Annotated in this window: 24 protein-coding genes and 1 pseudogene; 22 read left to right on the top strand and 3 right to left on the bottom strand. The window is 71.9% G+C overall.

Annotated elements, in window-relative coordinates:
* Positions 1-43: 43 nt before the first annotated feature.
* From AB0H62_RS15170 to AB0H62_RS15155, 4 genes and pseudogenes are all read left to right on the top strand, one after another.
* Positions 44-817, top strand: a complete 774-nt coding sequence (locus AB0H62_RS15170) for an isocitrate lyase/phosphoenolpyruvate mutase family protein (protein WP_220242312.1) — start codon at positions 44-46, stop codon at positions 815-817.
* A gap of 147 nt (positions 818-964) precedes the next feature.
* A pseudogene (locus AB0H62_RS15165) lies at positions 965-1,327 on the top strand (hypothetical protein); the annotation flags it as partial.
* Between the two features lie 41 nt (positions 1,328-1,368).
* Complete coding sequence (locus AB0H62_RS15160; RefSeq protein ID WP_220242311.1) at positions 1,369-1,533, top strand: hypothetical protein; 165 nt, start codon at positions 1,369-1,371, stop codon at positions 1,531-1,533.
* A 157-nt stretch (positions 1,534-1,690) separates the two neighbouring features.
* Positions 1,691-2,392, top strand: coding sequence for a hypothetical protein (locus AB0H62_RS15155; protein ID WP_255638200.1), 702 nt, complete (start codon positions 1,691-1,693; stop codon positions 2,390-2,392).
* A 66-nt stretch (positions 2,393-2,458) separates the two neighbouring features.
* On the opposite strand, the gene AB0H62_RS15150 is transcribed toward AB0H62_RS15155, so the two are convergent.
* Positions 2,459-3,376, bottom strand: coding sequence for a ferritin-like domain-containing protein (locus AB0H62_RS15150; RefSeq protein ID WP_220246906.1), 918 nt, complete (start codon positions 3,374-3,376; stop codon positions 2,459-2,461).
* A gap of 133 nt (positions 3,377-3,509) precedes the next feature.
* Between AB0H62_RS15150 and rimP the strand changes: the two genes are divergently transcribed.
* The 6 genes from rimP (at position 3,510) to rbfA (ending at position 9,540) form a co-directional block, all read left to right on the top strand.
* Positions 3,510-4,058, top strand: coding sequence for a ribosome maturation factor RimP (rimP, locus tag AB0H62_RS15145; protein WP_220242310.1), 549 nt, complete (start codon positions 3,510-3,512; stop codon positions 4,056-4,058).
* Positions 4,055-5,101 carry a transcription termination factor NusA gene (nusA, locus tag AB0H62_RS15140; protein ID WP_220242309.1) on the top strand — a complete coding sequence of 349 codons (1,047 nt, stop codon included), beginning with the start codon at positions 4,055-4,057 and terminating at the stop codon, positions 5,099-5,101. The genes rimP and nusA overlap by 4 nt, the downstream gene beginning before the upstream one ends.
* Positions 5,098-5,514 (top strand): YlxR family protein, encoded by a 417-nt coding sequence (locus AB0H62_RS15135; protein ID WP_360586471.1) that lies wholly within the window; start codon positions 5,098-5,100, stop codon positions 5,512-5,514. The genes nusA and AB0H62_RS15135 overlap by 4 nt, the downstream gene beginning before the upstream one ends.
* Before the next feature lie 82 nt (positions 5,515-5,596).
* On the top strand, positions 5,597-8,647 hold the full coding sequence (infB, locus tag AB0H62_RS15130) for a translation initiation factor IF-2 (protein ID WP_220242308.1): 3,051 nt from the start codon (positions 5,597-5,599) through the stop codon (positions 8,645-8,647).
* A gap of 78 nt (positions 8,648-8,725) precedes the next feature.
* Positions 8,726-9,019 (top strand): DUF503 domain-containing protein, encoded by a 294-nt coding sequence (locus AB0H62_RS15125; protein WP_220242307.1) that lies wholly within the window; start codon positions 8,726-8,728, stop codon positions 9,017-9,019.
* A 32-nt stretch (positions 9,020-9,051) separates the two neighbouring features.
* On the top strand, positions 9,052-9,540 hold the full coding sequence (gene rbfA / locus AB0H62_RS15120) for a 30S ribosome-binding factor RbfA (RefSeq protein ID WP_360586468.1): 489 nt from the start codon (positions 9,052-9,054) through the stop codon (positions 9,538-9,540).
* 179 nt (positions 9,541-9,719) lie between these two features.
* Here the strand turns inward: rbfA and AB0H62_RS15115 are convergent, their stop codons facing one another.
* Positions 9,720-10,202: a MarR family transcriptional regulator gene (locus AB0H62_RS15115; RefSeq protein WP_220242305.1), complete on the bottom strand. Its 483-nt coding sequence runs from the start codon at positions 10,200-10,202 to the stop codon at positions 9,720-9,722.
* A gap of 70 nt (positions 10,203-10,272) precedes the next feature.
* Here AB0H62_RS15115 and AB0H62_RS15110 point away from each other — a divergent pair, with 70 nt between their 5' ends.
* Positions 10,273-11,244: an amidohydrolase family protein gene (locus AB0H62_RS15110; RefSeq protein ID WP_360586465.1), complete on the top strand. Its 972-nt coding sequence runs from the start codon at positions 10,273-10,275 to the stop codon at positions 11,242-11,244.
* Between the two features lie 14 nt (positions 11,245-11,258).
* On the opposite strand, the gene AB0H62_RS15105 is transcribed toward AB0H62_RS15110, so the two are convergent.
* The gene (locus tag AB0H62_RS15105) at positions 11,259-12,302 is read right to left on the bottom strand and encodes an SAM-dependent methyltransferase (protein WP_360586463.1); all 1,044 of its coding nucleotides are present in this window, start codon (positions 12,300-12,302) and stop codon (positions 11,259-11,261) included.
* Positions 12,303-12,327: 25 nt separating this feature from the next.
* Between AB0H62_RS15105 and AB0H62_RS15100 the strand changes: the two genes are divergently transcribed.
* From AB0H62_RS15100 to AB0H62_RS15050, 11 genes are all read left to right on the top strand, one after another.
* Complete coding sequence (locus AB0H62_RS15100; protein ID WP_220242302.1) at positions 12,328-13,353, top strand: bifunctional oligoribonuclease/PAP phosphatase NrnA; 1,026 nt, start codon at positions 12,328-12,330, stop codon at positions 13,351-13,353.
* A complete protein-coding gene (locus tag AB0H62_RS15095; RefSeq protein WP_360586461.1) occupies positions 13,346-14,485 on the top strand; it encodes a cytochrome P450 in 1,140 nt (379 codons plus the stop codon). The genes AB0H62_RS15100 and AB0H62_RS15095 overlap by 8 nt, the downstream gene beginning before the upstream one ends.
* 67 nt (positions 14,486-14,552) lie before the next feature.
* A complete protein-coding gene (locus AB0H62_RS15090; RefSeq protein ID WP_220246905.1) occupies positions 14,553-15,866 on the top strand; it encodes an MATE family efflux transporter in 1,314 nt (437 codons plus the stop codon).
* A 21-nt stretch (positions 15,867-15,887) separates the two neighbouring features.
* Positions 15,888-16,706, top strand: a complete 819-nt coding sequence (locus AB0H62_RS15085; RefSeq protein WP_360586459.1) for a PhzF family phenazine biosynthesis protein — start codon at positions 15,888-15,890, stop codon at positions 16,704-16,706.
* Between the two features lie 123 nt (positions 16,707-16,829).
* On the top strand, positions 16,830-18,152 hold the full coding sequence (locus tag AB0H62_RS15080; RefSeq protein ID WP_220246904.1) for an MFS transporter: 1,323 nt from the start codon (positions 16,830-16,832) through the stop codon (positions 18,150-18,152).
* 46 nt (positions 18,153-18,198) lie between these two features.
* Positions 18,199-19,113 carry a tRNA pseudouridine(55) synthase TruB gene (gene truB / locus AB0H62_RS15075; protein WP_360586457.1) on the top strand — a complete coding sequence of 305 codons (915 nt, stop codon included), beginning with the start codon at positions 18,199-18,201 and terminating at the stop codon, positions 19,111-19,113.
* Between the two features lie 48 nt (positions 19,114-19,161).
* Positions 19,162-20,127 (top strand): bifunctional riboflavin kinase/FAD synthetase, encoded by a 966-nt coding sequence (locus tag AB0H62_RS15070; protein ID WP_354870079.1) that lies wholly within the window; start codon positions 19,162-19,164, stop codon positions 20,125-20,127.
* Between the two features lie 150 nt (positions 20,128-20,277).
* The gene (locus AB0H62_RS15065; RefSeq protein ID WP_220242298.1) at positions 20,278-20,751 is read left to right on the top strand and encodes a helix-turn-helix transcriptional regulator; all 474 of its coding nucleotides are present in this window, start codon (positions 20,278-20,280) and stop codon (positions 20,749-20,751) included.
* A gap of 4 nt (positions 20,752-20,755) precedes the next feature.
* Positions 20,756-21,271, top strand: coding sequence for an RNA 2',3'-cyclic phosphodiesterase (thpR, locus tag AB0H62_RS15060; RefSeq protein WP_360586455.1), 516 nt, complete (start codon positions 20,756-20,758; stop codon positions 21,269-21,271).
* Positions 21,272-21,412: 141 nt separating this feature from the next.
* A complete protein-coding gene (rpsO, locus tag AB0H62_RS15055; RefSeq protein WP_220242296.1) occupies positions 21,413-21,682 on the top strand; it encodes a 30S ribosomal protein S15 in 270 nt (89 codons plus the stop codon).
* 238 nt (positions 21,683-21,920) lie between these two features.
* Positions 21,921-24,170 carry a polyribonucleotide nucleotidyltransferase gene (locus tag AB0H62_RS15050; RefSeq protein ID WP_220242295.1) on the top strand — a complete coding sequence of 750 codons (2,250 nt, stop codon included), beginning with the start codon at positions 21,921-21,923 and terminating at the stop codon, positions 24,168-24,170.
* Positions 24,171-24,346 lie beyond the last annotated feature (176 nt).

Genomic DNA, 24,346 nt, shown 5'->3' with positions numbered 1-24,346 from the left:
TGCTTCGGCAGCCACCGAAGCGTCGCGCGCGTAGGTTGCGGGCATGACTTCGTTCGCCGCTCTGCACGTGCCCGGGAAACCGTTGCTGCTGCCCAATGTGTGGGAGTTCGGCTTCGCGGCCGCGCTCGCCGCGGCGGGGCACCCGGCGGTCGGCACGACGAGCCTCGGCGTGTCGGCCGCTGCGGGCCTGGCCGACGGGGCCCCGGCGTCCCGCGCGGCGACGGTGGCGCTGACCCGGGTGCTGGCGCCGCTGGACGTGCTGGTGAGCGTCGACATCGCCGACGGCTTCAGCGCGGACCCGGCCGAGGTCGCCGACCTGGTCGCGGAACTCGCCGAAGCAGGCGCCGTGGGCGTGAACCTCGAAGACGGCCGCGCCGACGGCACCCTCGCGCCGGTGGAGGTGCAGAGCGCTTTGATCGCGGCCGTCCGTTCGGCTTCGCCCGTTTTCCTGAACGCGCGCACGGACACCCACTGGCTCGGCTCCGGCCCGGTCTCCGCCGCGATCGAACGGGCCCGCGCCTACCGCGACGCGGGCGCCGACGGGGTGTTCGTCCCGGGCCTCGCCGACCCGGGCGAGGTCGCGGAGGTGGTGGCGGCGGTGGACGTGCCGCTCAACGTCCTGTTCCTGCCGGGCCGCGTCACGCCGGCTGGCCTCGCCGAGCTGGGGGTGGCGAGGGTGAGCCTGGGCTCGACGCCGTACCGCGTCGCGCTGGCCGCCGCCCTGGCGGCCGTGGACGCTGCCCGCGACGGGACTTCGCTGCCACTGCCTCCGCCGTCTTACGCCGAGGTGGCCGGGCTGTTGCCGCCGGCCCTGTAGTGAGGGGATGCGCGCTTCGCTGTAGGACGGCGCCGCTTCCTCCCTCCTTCGCCGACGCGGCGGGCTGCCCGCACGGCCGCGGCTCGGCGGGGCTGGAGGTATGTGCGGCTTGGGGCGTGGCGACCCCGAGTACGCCGACTTGGCCGAATTGCTGCCACCAGTTCAGTAGCGTCAAGGGCATGCGTCGCCTTCGGAGCCGAGTTCGCTGTTCCCGCCGGGTACCTGAACACGCCGAGCATCGGGATCCCGCCGGAGCCCGTCGCGGACGCCGTGGCGGCGGCCGTGCAGCGCTGGCGGGTCGGGGCGGACCTGCCGGGTGGGCTCGACGAGGCCGTGGCGCGCTCACGCGAGGCGTTCGCGCGGCTGGCCGGCGTGCCGACGGGACGCGTGGCCATCGGCGCGTCCGTGTCTCAGCTGATCGCCAACGTCGCGGGAGGCCTGCCCGAGGGCGCGCGCGTCCTGGTGGCGTCGGGGGACTTCACGAGCGTCCGCTGCCGTTCGTTCCCCTTCACGGATTCTGGGTCTTCGACGACGAGCTGCTGAACGCCGAGGTGCTGCACACGGAGGTCGTCACGCGCGATCCGGACGACGTCCGCCAGTACCGCGACTACCTCGACGCGATGTGGGAGGTTGCCGCTGAGGGCGAAGCCGCCCGTGCGGTGTTGCTGCGCGCACAAGGTGACCTCGCTCTGGCCGGGCAGGCCGCCGACAGCTGACAGGAAGCGCCTTGGCAGCTCTCGTCCTCCGCGGCCCCCGCGATCGAGCCTTCGCGAAGGGCCCAGCTCTGGCTCGAAACCACCCCTGACGACGTCGAACGCCTTCTCACCGCATTCGGCTGAAGGCGCTCAGCGCGGTGAACTACCGTATGTGCCCGTGGTCGGTCCCCAATTCACCCCCGGTCCCTCGGACACGGCGCCGCTCGCTGCGGTGCCCGCGCAGCCGGGGTCGCCGCCCGGCCAAGGCCTCGGCCCAGGCCCAGGCCCAGGTCAAGATCCAACCCCGCCGCAGGACACCAAGGCGCTGCTGCTGCGCGGTGCGGGGCTGGTCGTGATCGCCGTCGTGGCGGGGCTGGTCTGGTTCCTCATCCGGCACGACAGCACGCCCGAGCCGGTGGCGCAGGCGCCGGTGAAGACGAACCCCTTCGACTACAAGCTGGTGGAAGGCCCGAACAAGTCCACCGACTGCGCGGCGAAGGCCTACGACGACACCAAGAAGTTCTTCCAGACCAACCCGTGCTCCTCGCTGGCGCGCGGGCTTTTCACGGTCGAGTACGGCGACGCGAAGGCGCTCGTCTCCGTCGTCAAGGTGAGCATGCCGACCGCGGCGCAGGCGGCGCAGCTCAAGGCGCTGACCGACCGGGACGGCACCGGCAACGTGAGTGACCTGGTGCGCGACGGCACGTACAAGGCCGCGGGCGCGCCCAAGGTGAGTGGCGACCAGTCGGAGTACGAGTCCCAGGTCACGGGCACCGACGTCACCATCGTCCTGGCCGACTTCTACGCCAAGCACCGCGACGACGTGCTGCTCAAGCGCATCGCCACCAGCGCGCTGGACCTCGGTCCCGACCTGCACTGACGCCAAACGACGCGAAGAGGGCCGTTCCCGGAGACACCGGGAACGGCCCTTTTTTTCACCGAAACCTCAAGCCGGCTGCCCCGGCATCGCCAGCGCCGTCGGCTTCTCGTCGGCCTCCTGGCGCCACGGCGTGCCCCGCCGGGCCGCCGCGATCAACGCCTGCAAAGCCATCTTCCGCAGCCCCGCGTCGTCCGTGTGGGTCACGACGCCGAGCCACGCGGCCGCCGAGTCCTCCTCGGCGCTCGCCACCAGGGCGGCGGCCGAGGCGGTGTCGTTGACCGGCTTCGGCGGCACGTACGCCGCTTCCGGGGCCACCGGCGTGCCGCCCGCGGCCTCGATCATCTGGGTGACGACGTCGCGGCGCGCGGTGTGCTCGGCGCGCCCGGCCTTCAGGGCGTCGCCGAACTCGCCCGGCAGGAAGGCCGTGACCAGCCCGTACACCCACAGCGCGGCGTGCTCCGAGGCCAGCGCCTTCTGCAGGGGGTCGACGGCGTCGGACGCGGCAGTGCCGGCGGGCGCGACCACGGCCTGGGCGTCTTCGCCGGGCCCGAGCGTCGAGGCGAGGCGCTGCAGGCTCGCGCAGCCCGCCGCGACGCCGGCGACCAGGCCGGCGCGGTAGGCCGGGAGCGTGGGCACGAGGTCCTCGGCCTGCTTGCGGGCCGTCGCCAGGCGCTCCTTGAACGCGCCCAGGTCGGCGGGCGCGGCCGGGGGCGCCGTCGTCGGCTTGGGCCGGTTCAGCCGGTCCACCTCGGGTTTCAGGGCGGCAGCCTGGGCGGCGCGCGCGTCGGCGACCTGCCCGGCGACGTCGCCACCGAGGGCTCTGGCCGCGGCGGCGTCCGCGTCGGCGGCGGACAGCAGCGGGGCGAGCGGGTCGGGGCTCTCGTCGTATCCCCCGGAACAGGCCGCCAGCGGGAGGGCCAAAGCGGCGACGGCGCCCAGGCGCAGAACGCCGCGCCGGGAAAGGTCGGTCGGTCTTGCGGTCACGTCGGCCCATCCTGCCAGGCCCGGCACCGGCACCGCCGCTCGCGCGTCCTCCTGGGTGCGCAGGATAAGCTGGTCCACACCGACCACAGTCGTGACCAGCCCGCGTCACCTCGGCCGAACAGGAGTGCTCCACGTGCCCAACGAACTCGCCAGCCGGCTTCAGCCGATAGTGGCCGAAGCCGTCACCGTCGCGGGTTTCGACCTCGACTCGTTCGAGGTGCAGCAGGCCGGCCGCAAGCAGCTGGTCAAGGTCGTCGTCGACTCCGACGACGGTGTCGGGCTGGACGAGATCGCCGAGATCAGCCGCAAGGTGTCGGCGGCGCTCGACGAGAACGAGCACGTGCTCGCGAGCGCCTACACCCTCGAGGTCACCTCGCCGGGGCTGGACCGGCCGCTCGCGCAGCCGCGCCACTGGCGGCGCGCGAAGTTCCGCCTCGTCCGCATCACGCCCGCGGAAGGTGCGGAGTTCGTCGCGCGGGTGGGCCACGCCGGCGAGGAGAGCGTGACCGTGCTCTTCGAGGACCGGCTGAAAGACGTGCACTACAAGTCGGTGGCGAAGGCCGTGGTGGAGATCGAGTTCAAGCAACCACCCGTCGACGAGCTCAAACTGTTGGAAGAAGACGCGTCCGGCAAGCGCAGCACCCCTGCCGGCCAGACGGAAGCGAAGGAGGAGCCGAAGTGAACGTGGACATCGCCGCGCTGCGGGCGATCGAACGGGACAAGGACATCCCCTTCGACACGGTGATCGAGGCCATCGAGACGGCCCTGCTCACCGCCTACAAGCACACCGAGGGGCACCAGTCCCACGCTCGTATCGACATCGACAAGAAGACCGGCCTCGTCCGCGTCCTCGCGCACACCCTCACCCCCGAGGGCGAGGTCGACGAGGAGTGGGACGACACGCCGGAGGGCTTCGGCCGGATCGCCGCGACGACCGCCCGCCAGGTCATCCTGCAGCGGCTGCGCGACGCCGAGCACGAGAAGACCTTCGGCGAGTTCTCCGCCAAGGAGGGCGAGATCGTGGCCGGCGTGGTGCAGCGCGACGCGCGCGCCAACGCCCGCGGCATGGTCGTGGTCCAGGTCGGCGACACCGAGGGGATCCTGCCCTCGGGTGAGCAGGTCGCGGGGGAGTCCTACGAGCACGGCACGCGCATCAAGGCGTTCGTGGTCGGGGTCTCGCGGAGCAACCGCGGGCCGCAGATCATGCTCTCGCGCACGCACCCGAACCTGGTGCGCAAGCTCTTCGCGCTCGAGGTGCCCGAGATCGCCGACGGCACCGTCGAGATCGCCGCCGTGGCGCGCGAATCGGGGCACCGCACCAAGATCGCGGTGCGCTCCACCGTGCCCGGGGTGAACGCCAAGGGTGCCTGCATCGGCCCGATGGGCGCGCGCGTGCGCAACGTGATGAGCGAGCTGGCCGGCGAGAAGATCGACATCATCGACTACTCGGAGGATCCGGCCCGCTTCGTGGGGAATGCATTGTCCCCGGCGAAGGTTGTTTCGGTACGTGTCGTGGACGAGCGGGCGAAGACGGCTCGCGTCGTCGTGCCCGATTTCCAGCTCTCCCTCGCCATCGGCAAGGAGGGCCAGAACGCGCGGCTCGCGGCCCGGCTCACGGGCTGGCGCATCGACATCCGCAGCGACGCCGCACCCGTCGATCCGGCAGGTGATCAAGACCACGCCGGACAGGCGCGGCCCGCCGCGACAACCGGTTCGGCTGAGTGAAGGTCGAAGCGCTAGACTCATCACTGGTTCAGGGTCCGCCGCGGGTGCGTGGCGACACGACCGACCTCCAGCGCCACCGGCACTTCCCGGTACGCACGTGCGTTGGTTGCCGGCAGCGGGTCCTGATCGGTGAGCTGCTGCGAGTGGTCGCGGTGGCCGGACGGCTGGTCGTCGACGAACGTCGGCGGCTGCCGGGGCGGGGTGCGTGGCTGCACCCGGCACCGGGTTGTCTGGTCAAGGCCGAGCGGAAGCGGGCGTTCCCACGGGCACTTCGGGCCCAGGGCGCGCTCGACGCCGCGGGGCTGCGCGAGCATGCGGCATTCGCAGCGCCCACCACGGAGATCGGCTCCGGGACCCACCCGGAACCGCAGTGGAACAAGGAAGCAGGTCGACCCGTCATGAGTCAGCCGTGAAGCCGACGCCATGAACGCGCGACAATAAGGACGAGGTCAGCGGGTCTCTTCACCGCCTGGCCTCCCCTAGATGAGGAGAGCTGTGCCAGGCAAGGCCCGTGTACACGAGCTCGCGAAAGAGCTCGGCATCACCAGCAAGGAAGTTCTCGCCAAGCTCAAGGAGCAGGGCGAGTTCGTGAAGTCCGCGTCATCCACGGTCGAGGCGCCCGTCGCCCGCCGTCTGCGTGACGCGTACCCCGCCAAGGGCGGGAAGAAGTCCGGTCCGACGCCCGGCCCGCGGCCCATGCCGCCCGCCCCCGGCTCGGGCAACTCGAACGCTGCCGCTCCCGCTCCGCAGGCTCCCCGGCCCGCGGCCGCGCCCGCTCCGCAGCAGACCCAGCAGCAGGCGCCGGCGGCCAAGGCCGCTCCGTCCGCCGCTCCGCAGCAGTCCGGCCCGCGTCCGGCCACCCCGGGCAGCCGCCCGGGTCCGGGCCCGCGTCCCGGCCCGCGCCCGGCCACGCCTGCTCCGGCCCAGCCGCAGCAGGAACCGCAGCCCCAGGTGCAGGCCCCCGCGGCCAAGGCCGAGCCGTCCGGTGGCAGCACCGCGGCGCCGAAGCACGCGCCGAAGCAGGACGCTGCTGCGTCCGGCTCGGTCGTGCCGCCGAAGCCGCAGGGCCCCAAGCCCGGCGGTCCCAAGCCCGGCCCGCGCACTCCGCGCGTCGGCAACAACCCGTTCGGCGTCGGTTCCGGCGCCCCGGCCCCGCGTCCGCCGGCCCAGCGCCCCGGTCCGGGTCAGGGCGGCGACAACCGTCCGCCGCGTCCCGGCGGTGCCGGTGGCGGCGGTGACCGGCCCGCGCCGCGTCCCGGCGGTGGCGCCGGTGGCAATCGGCCGAGCCCGGGCAACATGCCCCCGCGGCCGAACCCCGGCATGATGCCGGGCCGCACCCCGCGTCCGGCCGGTCCGGGCGGTGGCGCCCGTGGTGGTCCCGGTGGCGGTGCCCGTGGCGGTCCCGGTGGTGGCGGCGGTCGTCCCGGTGGTGGCGGCGGTGGCGGCGGCTTCCGTCCCGGTGGTGGCGGCGGTGGCGGTGGCTTCCGCGGCGGTCCCGGTGGCGGTCCCGGTGGCGGTGGCGGCGGCTTCCGTCCCGGTGGCGGCACCGGTGCTCCTGCCGGCGGTGGCGGTGGCTTCCGCGGTGGCGGCGGCGGTCGTGGCGGCCCCGGTGGCCGTGGCGGTACCGCGGGTGCCTTCGGGCGTCCCGGTGGTCCCTCGCGCAAGGGTCGCAAGTCGAAGCGACAGAAGCGCCAGGAGTACATGGACAACATGCAGGCGCCCAGCGTCGGCGGCGTCCGCCTGCCCAAGGGCCAGGGCGAGACGATCCGGCTGCCGCGTGGTGCCTCGCTGACCGACTTCGCCGAGAAGATCGACGCCAACCCGGCTTCGCTGGTGCAGGTGCTCTTCCACCTCGGCGAGATGGTCACGGCGACGCAGTCCGTGTCCGACGACATCCTCGAGCTGCTCGGCGGCGAGATGAACTACGTCGTCCAGGTCGTGTCCCCCGAGGAGGAGGACCGCGAGCTGCTGGAGACCTTCGACATCACCTACGGTGAGGACGAGGGTGGCGAGGAGGACCTGCAGGTCCGGCCGCCGGTCGTGACGATCATGGGTCACGTCGACCACGGTAAGACCCGCCTGCTGGACACGATCCGGAAGACGAAGGTGCGCGAGAGTGAAGCCGGTGGCATCACCCAGCACATCGGCGCCTACCAGATCGAGACCGAGCTCGAGGGCACGCCGCGGCTGATCACCTTCATCGACACCCCGGGTCACGAGGCGTTCACCGCCATGCGTGCTCGTGGTGCGAACTCGACGGACATCGCGGTGATCGTGGTGGCCGCCGACGACGGGGTCATGCCGCAGACGGTCGAGGCGATCAACCACGCGCAGGCCGCCAAGGCCCCGATCGTGGTCGCGGTCAACAAGATCGACAAGGAAGGCGCCAACCCGCAGAAGATCCGCCAGCAGCTCACCGAGTACAACCTCGTGGCCGAGGAGTACGGCGGCGACACGATGTTCGTGGACATCTCCGCGCGGGAGAACATCAACATCGATGGCCTCCTCGAGGCGATCCTGCTGACGGCCGACGCCGCTCTGGACCTCCGGGCCAACCCGGACATGGAGGCCCAGGGTGTCGCGATCGAGGCGCACCTCGACCGCGGCCGCGGCCCGGTGGCCACGGTGCTGGTGCAGCGAGGCACGCTGCGCGTCGGCGACTCCGTCGTCGCGGGCGACGCCTACGGCCGCGTCCGCCGCATGGTGGACGAGCACAACGTGGACGTCACCGAGGCGCTGCCCTCGCGTCCCGTCCAGGTCATCGGGTTCACCTCGGTGCCGGGCGCGGGCGACACCTTCCTGGTGGTCGACGAGGACCGCGTCGCCCGGCAGATCGCCGAGCGCCGCTCCGCTCGCACCCGCAACGCGCTCAACGCGTCGCGCCGCAAGCGGGTCAGCCTCGAGGACCTCGACTCCGCCTTGAAGGAGACGAGCAGCCTCAACCTGATCATCAAGGGTGACAACTCGGGTACCGTCGAAGCGCTCGAGGCGGCACTGCTGCAGCTGGACGTCGGCGACGACGTCGAGCTGAACGTGGTGCACCGCGGTGTCGGTGGCGTGACCGAGTCGGACATCGACCTGGCGACCGCGTCCGACGCGATCGTGCTCGGGTTCAACGTCCGGGCCCAGGGCAAGGCGACCGAGCGGGCCACCCGCGAGGGCGTCGACGTCCGGTACTACACGGTCATCTACCAGGCGATCGACGAGATCGAGCAGGCCCTCAAGGGCATGCTCAAGCCGGAGTTCGAAGAGGTGGAGCTCGGTCGCGCCGAGGTCCGCGACGTCTTCAAGTCCTCCAAGATCGGCACGATCGCGGGTTGCCTGGTCATGTCCGGGGAGATCCGGCGCAACGCCAAGGCGCGCCTTCTCCGCGATGGCACCGTCATCGCCGAGAACCTGCCGATCAGCTCGCTGCGGCGGTTCAAGGACGACGTGGTCGAGGTTCGTGAAGGGTACGAATGTGGTCTGACGCTGGGTTCGTACAGTGACATCAAGGTCGACGACGTGATCGAGACCTACGAACAGCGGGAGAAGCCCCGTGCGTAAGGGCTGATCGGTTCCGGGGTGCGGGTTTCGGCCCGCACCCCGGGCCACCCGGTTCCTTGCGGCACAACTTCGCTGCCTATGTACGTCGGAGCTCTCGAGCTCGACATCCTGCTCGATGACATTCACTCGTTGAAGCAGAAGCGATCCGTGATCAAGCCGGTCGTGGCGGAGGTGCGCAAGCGCTTCGCCGTCTCGGTGTCCGAAGCCGGTCACCTCGACCTGCACCGGCGAGCCCTGATCGGGGTGGCCGTGGTCGCCGCGGGTGGCGAGCACGTCCGGGACGTGCTCGACTCGTGCGAGCGGTTCGTGGCCTCGCGACCGGAGTTCGTCCTGCTGTCGGCACACCGCCGGCTGCTGGGTCCGGACGACTAGACCGGAGAACATTTCAGAAGGAGACACCTCCCATGGCCGATCCTGCTCGGGCTCGCAAGCTCGCCAAGCGGATCTCGCAGATCGTGGCGTCGGCGATCGAGCACGACGTCAAGGATCCGCGGCTCGGTGCCGTGACCATCACGGACACCAAGATCACCGCGGACCTGCACGACGCCACGGTGTACTACACGGTGCTCGGCGAAAGCCTCAACTCGGAGCCGGACTTCGCCGGCGCCGCGGCGGCCCTCGAGTCCGCGCGTGGTGTGCTGCGCACCAAAGTCGGGCAGGGCACCGGAGTCCGCTACACCCCGACCCTCGCCTTCGTGGCCGACAGCATCCCCGACGACGCACGCCGCATCGAGGAACTGCTCGCCAAGGCCCGCGAGGCCGACGCCGAGGTGGCCCGCCAGGCCACCGGCGCCCAGCACGCCGGCGAAGCCGACCCGTACAAGGCGCCGCGCGAAGACGACGACGACCTCGCCGACACCGAAATCGAAGCCGAAGAGGAGACCCGAGGCTGAACCGCTCCGGAGGATCCCCGACGTCCCACGACGCGGCGCGCTGTTCGGTGGCGCCGCGCCGTTCGTCGCCACCTCCTCCGGGCGCTCCGCCCCGCTGGGTACGCCGCCCGCGGCTACCCCGCCCACCAGGCCGCCGGCCCTGAACGCACAACGTTCAGGGCCGGCGGTTTTTCGTCCGGTCAGTCCGCCGGCCGAGTGGCGGTCACGGCGTCGGTCAGCGCCTTCAGCAGTTCCAGCGCCTGGGGCCGCAGGTCGTCAGGCAGCAGGTCCCACGCCGCGCGCTGGTTGTCGCGCAGGCGGGTGCGGGCGCGGTCCCAGTGGGCGCGGCCGCGGTCGGTGAGGTCGACGACGACACGGCGGTCGTCGTGGGCGTGCGGGGTGCGGCGCACGAGGCCGGCGGACTCCAGGGCCTTCACCGAGCGCGTGACGGTGGGCTGGGCGAGCTTCGCCTCCTGCGCGAGCTCGCCGATGGTCATGGCGCCGAGCCGGGCCAGGGGAGTCACGAGCTGGGCCTGCGAGTCGCTGAGGGCGGAGGCGGCCGCGGCCTGCGCGTCGAGGCGGGCGCGGTTGGTGCGCATGGCCGAGTAGAGCGCGTTGCAGGCGTCGGCGAAGCGGTCGACGGCGGTGTCGGCGGGCTCGGAGGACCCGGAGGGCACGGTCACCCGGAAAGATTAGATCACCGGAGTTCATAGCATGCTATGTTCAGACCACTGAACCAAGAGGAGGCGCAGCATGGTCCGCAAGATCGCCCTCGAGGAACACTTCGGCACCGGTGACCCCGACATCGTCGAGCAATCGCGCGAACACTTCACCGAGCAGACGTGGCCGCCGCACCGCCGCCAGTTGCTGGACATCCAGGACGAGCGCCTGAAGCTGATGGACGCGGCCGGCATCGAGATCGTCGTGCTTTCCCTGCTGGCGCCCGGAATCCAGGGGCTGTCCGACCGTGCGCAGTCCGTGGACTGGGCGCGCCGCACCAACGACGTGGCCGCGCGGCACGTGCAGCTGAGGCCGGATCGCTTCGCCGCGTTCGCCGCGCTTCCGTTGCAGGATCCCGAAGAAGCCGTCGTCGAGCTGCGCCGCGCCGTGACCGAGCTGGGGTTCAAGGGCGCGCTGGTGAACGGGTTCTCCGAAGTGGACGGTGACCGGATCGCCTACCTGGACGAGCCGCGGTACCGGCAGTTCTGGGCGGCCGTCGAAGACCTGGGCGTGCCCGTGTACCTGCACCCGCGCGACCCGCTGCCGCGTGACAGCCGGATGCTCGAAGGCCACCCGTGGCTCTACGGCTCGGCGTGGGGATTCTCGATCGAAACCGGCACGCACGCGTTGCGGCTCATGGCCAGTGGCCTGTTCGACGAACACCCGGGCGTGCAGGTGATCCTCGGGCACCTGGGCGAGCTGCTGCCGTTCAACATCTGGCGCACCGACCACCGGCTCAAGGTCAAGCCCGCGGGCATCCCGGCGCACAAACCCTTGCGCGAGCACCTGCGCGAGAACTTCCACCTCACCACGAGCGGCAACTTCGCCACGCCCGAGCTGGCGTTCACGATCAACGAGGTCGGGGCCGACCGCGTGCTGTTCTCAGCCGACTACCCGTTCGAGTCGATGGGCGAGGCCGCCGCGTGGTTCGACGCGCTGGACCTCGACCGCGAGGTGCACGAGAAGATCGCGGAAGGCAACGCGCGCAAGCTCCTCGGGCTCTGACCACAAACGACGTCTCAGGCCGGTTTCGCCGCCACCACGAGGTCCCGCTCGATCGCCTGGTCCACGCGGTGGGCGAACTCCTCGTACGGCCCGCCCTCGCGCACGTCGAGGCCGGCCCGTGAGAGCACCGCGACGAGCTCTTCGCGCGGGAGGACGTTGAGGTTCCAGGAGATCCCGAGCGCCCCGCCCGGGCGGAGCACGCGCGTCCACACGGGAACGGCCGCCGCCAGCAGGTCGCGCGGGCTGCGCGCGAGGCTCGCGTCCTGCGTGCGGTGGCTGCCGTGCTGCACGCCGTACGGGGCGTCGGTCACGATCACGTCCACGGAGTTCGCGCGCAGCAGTTCGTCGGTGGTGAGGGTGTCGGCGTTGAAGTAGGTGAGCCGGCGCGTCTGGCCGCCCTTGTAGTCGTCCTTGTCGAACGCGTACTCGACGTCGAGGCGGCGCCCGAGGCGGACCTTGTTGCGCCGCAGCTGCCCGGAGTCGGCGGTGTGCTTCACCCGCTTGGTGCGCAGCCAGGTCTTGAGGAACTGCTCGTAGGCCTCGAAATCCTTGCCGTCCACGTCGAGACCGGTGGCGTCGAAGCCGTACATCACGGCCTGGTTCAGCGTGGTGCCGCGCCCGCACAGCGGGTCGAGCAGCGTCCGCGGGCGCTCGAGCCATCCGGTCGGGTCGACGGTGGCGAGCAGGGTGACGTTGAGCAGCAGCTTCGTGAACTGCTCATTGGTCTTGCCCGCGTACTTCTGGATCGTGAGCAGGTCCGAGTCCGTCTTCTCCAGTGGCCGCACCAGGACGGGGCGCAGCACGCCGTCGCCCAGCTCGAACAGGGCGTAGAGCGAGGACAGGTTGGACAGCAGCGCGACGTCCGGTTCGGTCAGCGGCTCCGGCGTCGCGAACTTGACGTAGCCCACGCCGCCGAGTTCAACCTCCTCGGCGTCCGACAGCTCGGCGGAAAGCCCGGCCGCGCCGAACACCGCCAGCTCGGCCCGCAGCAGCGCGGGCGACGAGGCGGCGTAGACCCGGTTGGCGGACGGGTGAACGAGAATCGCATACTCAGGCATCCCGCAGAGCGTAGCGTGACGCACTGTGACAGCTACTTTGGCGCAGGACATCGAAGCCGCCGCCGCCCTGCTCGCCGGGGCCACCGACGTGACGCTGCTGGGCCACGTGCGCCCGGACGCCGACGCACTCGGCAGCGCACTGGCCCTCGGCCACGTGCTGCACTTGCGCGGCGCCCGCGTGCGGGTGTCCTTCGGCGAGCCCGACGACGCCCCCGAGACCCTGACCTGGCTCGACGTCGACGGGCTGCTCACCAAGCCCGACGATCTGCCCGCGTCGGAGCAGCTGCTGGTCGCTCTCGACACGCCGGTGCCGGCGCGGCTGGGTCGGCTCGCCTCGCGCGTCGACGCCGTCCGCTCCGCCGGCGGCGCCGTGCTGGTGGTGGACCACCACGCCACCAACGCGTTCTACGGCACGCACCACGTGGTCGACGAGGCCACCGAGGCGACCGCGGTGCTCGTCGCGCAGATCGTCGAGGCGATGGGCGTCGAGCTGGACGAGCCGGCCGCGCGCTGCCTGTACGCGGGGATCGTCACGGACACCAGCGGTTTCCGCCGCGCCCGCCCCGAAACGCACCGGATCGCCGCGCGCCTGCTGGAGGCCGGCGTCGACCCGACGGAGGTGGCGCGGCGGATCGTGGACGACCACCCGTTCGCGTGGCTGCCGATGCTCTCGGCCGTGCTGTCCGAAGCGGAGCTGGAGCCGGAAGCCGCGCAGGGCTTCGGGTTCGTGCACGCCGTGGTGCGCTCGGCCGTGGCGGCGAGCGTGCGGCCGGAAGAGGTCGAGTCGGTGATCGACGTGGTGCGCGCGACGCGTGAAGCCGGCGTCGCGGGGGTACTGAAGGAGTTCGCGCCCGACTCGCGGGGTTCCGTGTGGACGGTCTCGCTGCGGTCCGCGGGCAGGGTCGACGTGTCGGCGGTGGCCTCGGAGTTCGGCGGCGGCGGGCACCGGATGGCCGCGGGCTGCACGATGGAGGGCACGTCGGACGACGTGCTGGCGCGGCTGCGGGCCGCGCTCGGCCGGGCGCCGCTGCTGGGGGACCGGAGTGCCTGAACCCGTCCGGTTCGACGACGAGTTCCTGGCCGACCCGGTGTGCGCGTACGCCCGGCTGCGCGCCGCCGGCCCCGTGCACCGAGCGGAGTCACCCGACGGCGCGCCGATCTGGCTGGTCACGCGCTACGCCGAGGTCAAAGCCGGCCTCGGCGATCCGCGGCTGTCGCTGGACAAGGCCCACTCGTCGGGCGGCTACCGGGGCCTCGCGCTGCCGCCCGCGCTCGACAAGAACCTGCTCAACCTCGACGCGCCGGAGCACACCCGCCTGCGCCGGCTCCTGGGGCGCGCCTTCACGCCACGGCGCGTCGAGGCGCTGCGGCCGGAGGTCACGCGCATCGCCGAGGAGCTCGCCGACGCGCTCCCGGCCGAGGCCGACCTGATGGCCGGCTACGCCGTGCCGCTGCCGATCACGGTGATCTGCGTGCTGCTCGGCGTCGCCCCCGCGGACGTCGCCGTCGTCCGCACGTGGACCGACGCCGTCCTGATGTCGACGAACGCCGCGGTCGCGCGGGACGCCATGCGGTCGCTGTTCGGGTTCCTCACCGAGCTCATCGCGGCCAAGCGCGCGGAGCCGGGGGAGGACCTGCTCAGCGTCGTCGCCCCGGACCTCACCGACGACGAACTGCTCAGCGCCGCGTTCCTCCTGCTGCTCGCGGGGTACGAGACCGTGGTCCACGTGCTGGGCAACGGCCTGCACGAGCTGCTCACCCGCCCGGCACCGCGGTCGGCGCCGGCCGGGTCCTCGGTGTCCATTGTGGACGAAATCCTGCGCCACGCGTCCCCGGTCCAGCTCGCCATCCGCCGATTTCCCCTGCAGGACCTCGAAATCGGTGACACCAAGATCCCCGCCGGCGACACCGTCCTGCTCGCCCTCGCCTCCGCCCACCGCGACGACACGGTGTTCGAAGACCCGGACACCTTCGACGCCGACCGCCCGGACAACCCCCACCTCGCCTTCGGCCACGGCCCCCACTACTGCCTCGGCGCACCCCTGGCCCGCCTCGAGCTGGAGATCGGCTTCGACACCCTGCTGCGCCGCTTCCCTGCGATGGCCCTGGCGGGCGACCCAGAGTGGCGCTCGTCGTTCCGCAGCCGCGGGTTGGCCTCCCTGCCGGTGATCCTGCGCGCTTGACGTCCGGAATGTCGGCGGCGGTCGTTACGCTCCCCGGGTGCCTGACGAAGCCCCGCCTGCCCCGCCCGTGACCTCCGAAGACCGGATCCCCGCGCGCCGCGTGCTGGGGCTTGCCGTGCCCGCGCTGGGGGTGCTGGCGGCGGAGCCGTTGTACGTGCTGGTGGACACCGCGGTGGTCGGGCACCTGGGCGCGTTGCCGCTGGCGGGGCTGGCGCTGGGCGGGGTGGTGCTGTCGCAGATCTCCACGCAGCTCACGTTCCTCTCCTACGGCACGACCTCGCGCACCGCGCGGCTGCACGGCGCCGGGCGGCGGCGCGACGCGGTGAGCGAAGGCGTCCAGGCCACGTGGCTCGCGGTGCTGGTGGGGCTGGTGCTGCTGGTGGCGGGTCAGCTGCTGGCCGGGCCGATCGCCCGCGCGCTGTCGGGCAGCGACGAGATCGCGGCGGCGGCCGTGTCGTGGTTGCGGATCGCGCTGTTCGGGGCGCCGCTGATCCTGGTCACCATGGCCGGCAACGGCTGGATGCGCGGCGTGCAGGACGCGGCGCGCCCGCTGCGGTACGTGCTGGCGGGCAACGGCATCTCGGCCGTGCTGTGCCCGGTGCTCGTCTACGCCGCGGGGCTCGGCCTGGAGGGCTCGGCGATCGCCAACGTGGTGGCCCAGGTGGTCTCGGCGTCGCTGTTCTTCGCGGCGCTGGTGCGCGAGCGCGTGCCGCTGCGGCCGGACTTCGGCGTGATGCGCGCGCAGCTGAGCCTGGGCCGCGACCTCGTGCTGCGCAGCCTCGCGTTCCAGGCGTGCTTCGTCTCGGCGGCCGCCGTGGCGGCGCGGACGTCGACCGAGGCGGTCGGCGCGCACCAGGTCGTGCTGCAGCTGTGGACGTTCCTCTCGCTCGTGCTCGACTCCGTCGCGATCGCCGCGCAGTCGCTCGTCGGCGCGGCCCTGGGCGGGGGAGCCGCGCGGCAGGCGCGCGGGGTCGCGAACCAGATCGTCGCGTACGGGTTGGTGCTCGGCTGCGTCCTGTGTGTGCTCTTCGGCGCGTTGTGGAGCACGCTGCCGCACGCGTTCACCTCGGACCCGGGGGTGCTCGCGGAGATCCCGCACGCGTGGTGGTTCTTCGTGGCGCTGCAACCGATCGCGGGTGTGGTGTTCGCGCTCGACGGCGTGCTGCTGGGCGCCGGCGACGCCGCGTTCCTGCGTACCGCCACGCTCGTCAGCGCGGGGCTGGGCTTCCTGCCGCTGATCTGGCTGTCGCTCGCGTTCGGCTGGGGGCTCACGGGCATCTGGACGGGTCTGTCGCTGTTCATGGTGTTCCGCCTGGCCGCCGTGCTGATCCGCTGGCGCTCCGGCCGCTGGGCGGTGGTCGGGGCCATCCGCGGCGCCTGAACGCCGTGCCAAGGTGGAGCCATGCGCTTCAGCCAGGTCGACGTCTTCACCGATGAGCTCACCCTCGGCAACGCACTCGCCGTGGTGCACGACGCCGAGGGCCTCTCCGACGACAAGATGGCCGCGTTCGCACGGTGGACCAACCTCAGCGAGACCACGTTCCTGCTCCCGCCGACGAGCGCCGAGGCCGACTACCACGTACGGATCTTCACCGTCGAGCGCGAGCTGCCCTTCGCCGGGCATCCCACGCTCGGCTCGGCCCGCGCGTGGCTCGAAGCCGGCGGCACGCCGAAGGGCGAGGACCTCGTGCAGGAGTGCGGCGCCGGCCTGGTCCGCGTGCGGCGCACCGGCGAGCGGCTCGCCTTCGCCGCGCCGCCGCTCACGCGCGGCGGCCCCGTCGCGCCCGAGGACCTCGCCGCCGTCCGGAAGGCCCTGCACCTGGCCGAGAGCGACGTCGTCGACGCGCGGTGGGCCGACAACGGCCCCGGCTGGCTCGCCGTGCTCCTCACCGACGCCGAGGCGGTCCTCGCGGTCGAACGCGACGTCGCGGCGCTCGGGAAGTACAAGGTCGGCGTCGTCGGACCGCACCCGGCCGGATCGCCCACGGCGTTCGAGGTCCGGGCCTTCACGGGCCTGGTCGAGGACCCGGTGACCGGCAGCCTCAACGCCGCGATCGGCCAATGGCTCATCGGTTCGGGCCGCGCGCCGGAGTCCTACGTGGCCGCGCAGGGCACCCGGCTCGGCCGGCGCGGGCGCGTGCACGTCGAGCGCGCGGGCGGCGAAGTGTGGGTGGGCGGCGACACAGTGGTGGGAGTCGCAGGTCAAGTGGCGCTGCGGTGATCGGGTGATGTGGTGTATCCCACCGAGATAACGGCTATGTTTCGAGCTTGCTGAGGCGATACAACAATCGAGGCGGCAGTGTCGTCGTCCTTCCCCGACGACCGCTACCCGCAGGAGGAAACCTTGTCGCCCGGCCGCGCCACCGTCCGGTCCTGGCTCATCTGGCTCACCGCCGTCTTCGTGTATCTGCTCGCCGTGTTCCACCGCACCTCGTTCGGAGTCGCGGGCCTGGAAGCGGCGGACCGGTTCGGCGTCGGCGCCGCGGCGCTCGGCACGTTCACCGTGCTGCAGGTGGGGGTCTACGCCGCCATGCAGATCCCCACCGGCGTGCTCGTCGACCGCTACGGCCCGCGCCGTGTGCTCACCGCCGCCGTGCTCATCCTGGGCACCGGGCAGCTGCTGCTCGGCCTCGCCGAAAGCTACGGCGTCGGCCTGCTCGCCCGCGGCGTGCTCGGCCTGGGCGACGCGCTGACGTTCGTCAGCGTGCTGCGCCTGATCGCCGCCCACTTCCCGGCGCGGCAGTACGCGTTGATCACGTCCTTCACTTCCGCAGTCGGCTACATCGGCAACCTCGCCGCCACGGTGCCGCTCACGCTGCTGCTCGCCGGTCCCGGGTGGACGGTCACGTTCGTCTCGGTCGGCGCGCTCACACTCCTGGTCGCGGTGCCGGTGGTGCTGCGCGTGCGCGACACCCCGCTCGGCGTCCCCGAGCCCGAGCGCAAGCCGGTGCACCCGGCGCTGCTCGCGCGCCAGATCCGCGCCGCGTGGCGCGTGCCCGGCACCCGGCTCGGGTTCTGGACGCACTTCAGCACGATGTTCGCGCCCAACGTGCTCACGCTGTTGTGGGGCGTCCCGTTTCTCGTGGAGGGCCAAGGAATCCCGGCCGCCACGGCGAGCGCGATGCTGACCGTGTTCGTGTTCGGCTCGCTGGCCGGCGGCCCGGTGCTGGGCACGGTCATCAGCCGTCACCCGGAGCTGCGGATGCCGATCGTCGGCGGGTACCTCGGCACCGCCGCCGTCACGTGGGCCGTGCTGCTCGGCTGGAACGGGCACCTCCCGCTCGGCGTGCTCGGGCCCGCGTTCGCGCTGCTGTCGCTCGGCGGCCCGGTGTCGATGATCGGCTTCGCGCTGGCGCGGGACTACAACCCGATCGAGCGCGTCGGCACGGCGACCGGCCTGGTGAACGTCGCCGGGTTCGTCGCGACCACGGTCACCTCGCTCGTGGTCGGCATTCTGCTGCAGTGGACGGGCGGGAACTTCCGCGTGTCCCTGCTGAGCATCGTGGTCGTGCTCGCGCTGGGCACGTGGCGGATGCTCGTGTGGTGGCGCCGCGCCAGGGCCCACGTGTTCGCCGCCGAAGCCCGTGGCGAGGACGTGCCGGTGCGGCTCACGCGCCGGCGCTGGGACGGCGAGGTGCCGGCCGAACCCGCGGCCGTCGCCGCCTGAGAGGTGCTCGCCGGTCCGAACCGGCCGTCTCGATAGGGTTCGGCCCGTGTCTCGCCCGAAAGAACCGCGCCGCCCCGCTCCGCCGCCCGGTCTGCTCATCGTCGACAAACCGGCCGGAATGACCTCGCACGACGTCGTCGCCAGGGCGCGTCGGATCATGGGCACCCGCAAGGTCGGCCACGCCGGCACGCTCGACCCGATGGCCACCGGCGTGCTCGTGCTCGGCATCGAGCGTGCCACCAAGCTGCTGGGCCACCTGGCGCTCGATCGCAAGACCTACCTCGCGACGCTGTCGCTGGGCAGCTCCACCACCACCGACGACGCCGAGGGCGAGGTGCTCACCGAGGGCGACCCGGCGGTGGTCGCGAAGATCACCGACGAGCAGCTCGCGGCCGGCGTCGCCGAGCTCACCGGCGACATCCAGCAGGTGCCCAGCGCCGTCAGCGCCGTGAAGATCGACGGCAAGCGGGCCTACGCTCGGGTGCGCGCGGGGGAGGACGTGGTGCTCCCGCCGCGGCCCGTCACCGTCTACCGCTTCGACGTGCTGGCCACGCGCCGCGAGGACGACCGGATCGAGCTCGACGCCGTGGTCGAGTGCTCCTCAGGCACCTACGTGCGCGCGCTGGCCCGCGACCTCGGCGCGGGGCTCGGCGTCGGCGGGCACCTGCTCGCGTTGCGGCGCACCACGGTCGGGCCCTTCACCCTCGCCCGCGCGCGCACGCTCGACCAGCTCGAGGAGACGCCCGAGCTGTCGCTGGACCTCGACGCCGCCGTAGCCGCGGCCTTCCCGCGCCGCGACGTCGACGCCACCGAAGCGCAGGCCGTGCGCCACGGCCGGGCCATCCCGGCGGCCGGCATCGACGGGACCTACGGCCTCTTCGCACCCGACGGCCGCGTGCTCGCCCTGGCCGCCGACACGGAGGGTGTGGCCCGGTCGGTGGTGGTCCTGCTGCCCGCATAGGGTGGGTCGCGGTTGGGCGAGAGACCGGCGCGGGGAGAGTTGACGACAGTGCAGCGGTGGCGTGGCCTCGGGGACCTCCCGAGTGGCTGGGGACGGTGCGTGGTCACCATCGGCGTGTTCGACGGCGTGCACCGCGGGCACCAGGTGCTCATCTCGCGCACGGTGCGGGCGGCGGCCGAACGCGGCGTGCCGAGCGTGGTGCTCACGTTCGACCCGCACCCGTCGGAGGTCCTGCGCCCGGGCAGCCACCCGGCGCAGCTGACCACCTTGCGGCGCAAGGCCGAGCTCGTGGAGGAGCTGGGCGTCGACGTGTTCGCCGTGCTGCCTTTCACTCTCGAGCTCTCGCGCCTGTCGCCGCACGAGTTCGTGCACGAGGTGCTGGTGGACCGGCTGCACGCCGCCGCCGTGCTGGTGGGCGACAACTTCACGTTCGGCGCCAAGGCCGCGGGCGACGTGACGCTGCTGCGCAAGCTCGGCAGCCGCTTCGGCTTCGTGGCCTACGGCGCGGAGCTGCAGGGCCGTTCGCTCGCCGACGACCGCATCGCCAACGACATCACCTTCTCCTCCACCTACGTGCGCTCGTGCATCGACGCCGGCGACGTGGTCGCCGCGGCCGACGCGCTCGGGCGCCCGCACCGGCTCGAGGGCATCGTCGTGCGCGGCGACGGCCGGGGCCACGACCTCGGCTACCCGACCGCGAACCTGTCGACGCCGCGGTTCGCCGCGGTGCCCGCCGACGGCGTCTACACGGCGTGGTTCACCCGCCCGTCGGACCCGGGCCGGCGGCTGCGCGCCGCGGTGTCGGTGGGCACGAACCCGACGTTCTCGGGCCGTGAGCGCACGGTCGAGGCGTTCGTGCTCGACGTCGACGAGGACTTCTACGGCCAGCACGTGGCCCTGGACTTCGTCACGCGGCTGCGCGACCAGGAGCGGTTCAGCCGGTCCGAGGAGCTCGTGGTGCGGATCGACGACGACGTGGCGCGCACCCGCGAGGCGCTGGGCGCCGAAGACTGAGGTCGTTCCCCCGGACGGGGTCCGGCAGGGGGCGGAATGGGCGGTTCCGGCCGCCCGGGTACGGGTCCGGTGGCAAGATGCTCACGGGCGGGTGAAACGGTCCGGACACGCCGGTCCGGCCGGACGAGGGGACCAAGGGGAGCGGAACTGGTGGAGGACCACAAGATCGTCCAGCGGAACGTCGCGCTGCAGCGGGAGTGGTACGGCGAACCACTGGGTGATCGGGTGCGCAGACTGGTCGTCGCTTTCGACATCTCGCAGGCGTTCCTCGCGGAGGTCCTCGGCATCAGCGCCCCCATGCTCAGCCAGGTGATGAGCGGCCGGCGCGCCAAGATCGGCAACCCCGTGGTGCTGGCCCGCATGATCATGCTGGAGCGCAAGATCCTCGTGCCCGAGGTCGCGGCGGGCAACCGCGACGCGATGCAGGCGGCGCTGGAGGACGTGCGCGACTCGCGGCCCACGGTCGGGCGCGACAACATCCCGGTGGGTTCCGACGAGCGGCTCGTGCTCGCCGCGCTGCGCGAGGTCGCCGAGGAGGAGGACCTCACCGAGGCCGCGAAGCGCCTCGACGACGACTTCCCGATCCTCGCCGAGCTCCTGCGCCGCGCCGGGGCCAGCCACTAGACCCGTGCGACTGTTCACCGCGCTGCGCCCGCCGGCCGACGTCGTGGCCGCCGTGGCGCTGTCTCTGGGCGAGTCCCTCGGCGAACCCGGCCCCGGCCTGCGCTGGTCGGCGCCGGAGGACTGGCACGTCACGCTCGCGTACTACGGCGAAGCAGACCCGGACGAACGGACGGCCGAACTCGTCCCCGCACTGGCCGGCCGCCCGGCCGTCGACGTCCGGCTGACCGGCCCGGGAACATTTCCCGGCGTGCTGTGGTTGGGCGTCGTGGGGGATGGGCTGACGCGGCTCGCGGAAGCGGCCGGCGCGGACCAGGAGGAGCGTCCCTACCAGGCGCACCTCACGCTGGCGCGGTACCCGCGTGAACGCCGGGGCGCGGCCGAACCTTGGACGCGGCGGCTAGCCGGGTTCTCCAGTCGTAAGTGGACCGCCGGCGAGGTGGTGCTCATGGCCAGTGCCGGCACGGTCGGCCCGCGCTACCGGGAGCTGCGGACGTTCCCGCTGAGCGCCGCCGGAACGTGAACCGCGACTGAAGGCACTGATCACACGGCTGGTAACCTTGACAACCGGGTCCGGCTGCAGTCCGTGGCGGCCGAGACCGACTACCCGGCCGCGCAGCGCGGTACGGGCCCCACGGCACCGATTTCATGAGGAGCAACACCAGTGGCGCTGTCCACCGATGAGAAGAAGTCGATCCTGACCGAGTACGGCGTGCACGACTCGGACACCGGATCCCCCGAGGCCCAGGTCGCGCTGCTGACCAAGCGCATCGTCGGCCTCACCGAGCACCTCAAGGCTCACAAGCACGACCACCACTCGCGTCGCGGGCTCCTGCTGCTGGTCGGCCGTCGCCGCCGGCTGCTGAACTACGTGATGAAGGTGGACATCGAGCGCTACCGGTCGCTGATCCAGCGGCTCGGCCTGCGCCGATAGTGTGACCCGAGGGGGAGTGACCGGTCCGGTCGCTCCCCCTCGGTGCCAGAACAGAAGAAAAGAAGCGGCGCGAGCGCGCTGGAGGATCCGTCCGCCGGTCCTCGGTAGTGGTTTCCGGGTGAGAAGACCCGGAGACTTCGATCGAAGACCGGCCTCATTCCTCGAGCGTCCGCGGGCGAACCGGGTCCCAGGGTGGGAGACTCGCGCCGGACGTAGCACAAAAGAGGAGATACACCCTATGACCGACTCCACCGGAGTCACCGTGCACGAGACCGAAGCCGTGATCGACAACGGCCGGTTCGGCACCCGCACCGTGCGTTTCGAGACGGGCCGCCTGGCCAAGCAGGCCGCCGGCTCCGTCGTCGCGTACCTCGACGAAGAGACCATGCTGCTCTCGGCCACCACGGCGTCGAAGCACCCGAAGGACCACTTCGACTTCTTCCCGCTGACGGTGGACGTCGAGGAGCGCATGTACGCGGCCGGCCGCATCCCCGGCGCGTTCTTCCGCCGCGAGGGCCGTCCCTCGACCGACGCGATCCTGACCTGCCGCCTGATCGACCGGCCGCTGCGCCCGTCGTTCACCGACGGTCTCCGCAATGAGATCCAGGTCGTCATCACCGTCCAGAGCCTCAACCCGGACGACCCCTACGACGTGCTGGCCATCAATGCCGCATCGGCGTCGACCCAGATCGCCGGCCTGCCGTTCTCGGGCCCGGTCGGCGGCGTCCGCGTCGCCCTGATCGAGGACCAGTGGGTCGCGTTCCCGACCTGGTCGCAGCTCGCGAAGGCGACCTTCAACATGGTCGTCGCCGGTCGCATCGTCGGTGACGACGTCGCGATCATGATGGTCGAGGCCGAGGGCACCGAGAACACGCTCGACCTGATCGCCGACGGCGGCAAGGCGCCGGACGAGGTCTCGGTCGCCGAGGGCCTCGAGGCCGCCAAGCCGTTCATCAAGGTGCTGTGCGAGGCCCAGCAGAAGCTGGCCGACGTCGCCGCCAAGCCGACCGGCGAGTTCCCGGTCTTCCTGGCCTACGAGCAGGACGCCTTCGACGCCGTCGCCGCGATCGCGACCGACGATCTGGCGAACGCGCTCCAGATCGCCGGCAAGCAGGACCGCGACGCCGCGACCGACCAGGTCAAGGCCGCGGTGCTGGAGAAGGTGGGCATCGGCGAGGGCGAAGCCTTCGAGGGCCGCGAGAAGGAGATCGGCGCCGCGTTCAAGGCGCTGTCCAAGAAGGTCATGCGCAAGCGCGTCCTCACGGACAAGATCCGCATGGACGGCCGTGGCCTCACCGACATCCGGTCGCTCGCGGCCGAGGTCGCCGTGATCCCGCGGGCGCACGGTTCGGCGCTCTTTGAGCGTGGAGAAACGCAGATCCTGGGCGTCACCACGCTGAACATGCTTCGCCTGGAGCAGCAGATCGACTCGCTGTCCCCGGAGACGCACAAGCGCTACATGCACCACTACAACTTCCCGCCGTTCTCCACCGGTGAGACCGGCCGCGTCGGTTCGCCGAAGCGGCGCGAGATCGGCCACGGCATGCTCGCCGAGCGCGCCCTCGTGCCGGTGCTGCCGAAGCGGGACGAGTTCCCGTACGCGATTCGCCAGGTCTCCGAGGCGCTGGGCTCCAACGGCTCGACCTCGATGGGCTCGGTCTGCGCGTCCACCATGGGTCTGTACAACGCCGGCGTGCCGCTGAAGGCGCCGGTCGCGGGCATCGCGATGGGCCTGATCTCGGACGAGGTCGACGGCGAGACGCGCTACGTCGCGCTGACCGACATCCTCGGTGCCGAGGACGCCATGGGCGACATGGACTTCAAGGTCGCCGGCACCAAGGACATCATCACCGCGCTGCAGCTCGACACGAAGCTCGACGGCATCCCGTCGGAGGTCCTCGCGGCCGCGCTGAAGCAGGCGAAGGACGCTCGTCTCACCATCCTGGAGGTCATCGCCGAGGCGATCGACGGCCCGGACGAGATGAGCCCGTTCGCCCCGCGCGTCACCAGCGTGAAGATCCCGGTGGACAAGATCGGCGAGGTCATCGGCCCGAAGGGCAAGATGATCAACTCGATCACCGAGCAGACCGGTGCCGACATCTCCATCGAGGACGACGGCACGATCTACGTGGGCGCGGCCGATGGCCCGTCGGCCGAGTCGGCGATCGACATGATCAACGCCATCGCCAACCCGCAGCTGCCGAAGGTCGGCGAGCGCTTCCTCGGCACCGTGGTGAAGACGGCCGCGTTCGGCGCGTTCGTCTCGCTGCTGCCGGGCAAGGATGGGCTCGTCCACATCTCGAAGCTGGGCAACGGCAAGCGGATCGCCAAGGTCGAGGACGTGGTCAACGTGGGCGACAAGCTCCGCGTCGAGATCGCCGACATCGACAACCGCGGCAAGATCAGCCTGATCGTGGTCAAGGAAGAGGACGCGGCCCCGGCCGAGGGCGCCGACAACGCTGACGCGGAGAACGCCGAAGCCAAGTAAGGCACGGTCTGGAGGAAAGCAGCACCGATCCGGCCAAAAGTAGGCGGGTACCGAACTGGACGTTGCCCTGTCTGGTGACCGTTCCCGCCGTGGCTGTGGCCGGATCGGTGCTCATCAGCACAGTGATCACCGATCCGGCCAAAAGTAGGCGGGTACCCAACTGGACGTTGCCCTGT

This window comes from Amycolatopsis sp. NPDC050768 (genome assembly GCF_040654155.1).
GTDB lineage: Bacteria > Actinomycetota > Actinomycetes > Mycobacteriales > Pseudonocardiaceae > Amycolatopsis.
This window is presented reverse-complemented; position numbering and strand designations above follow the sequence as displayed.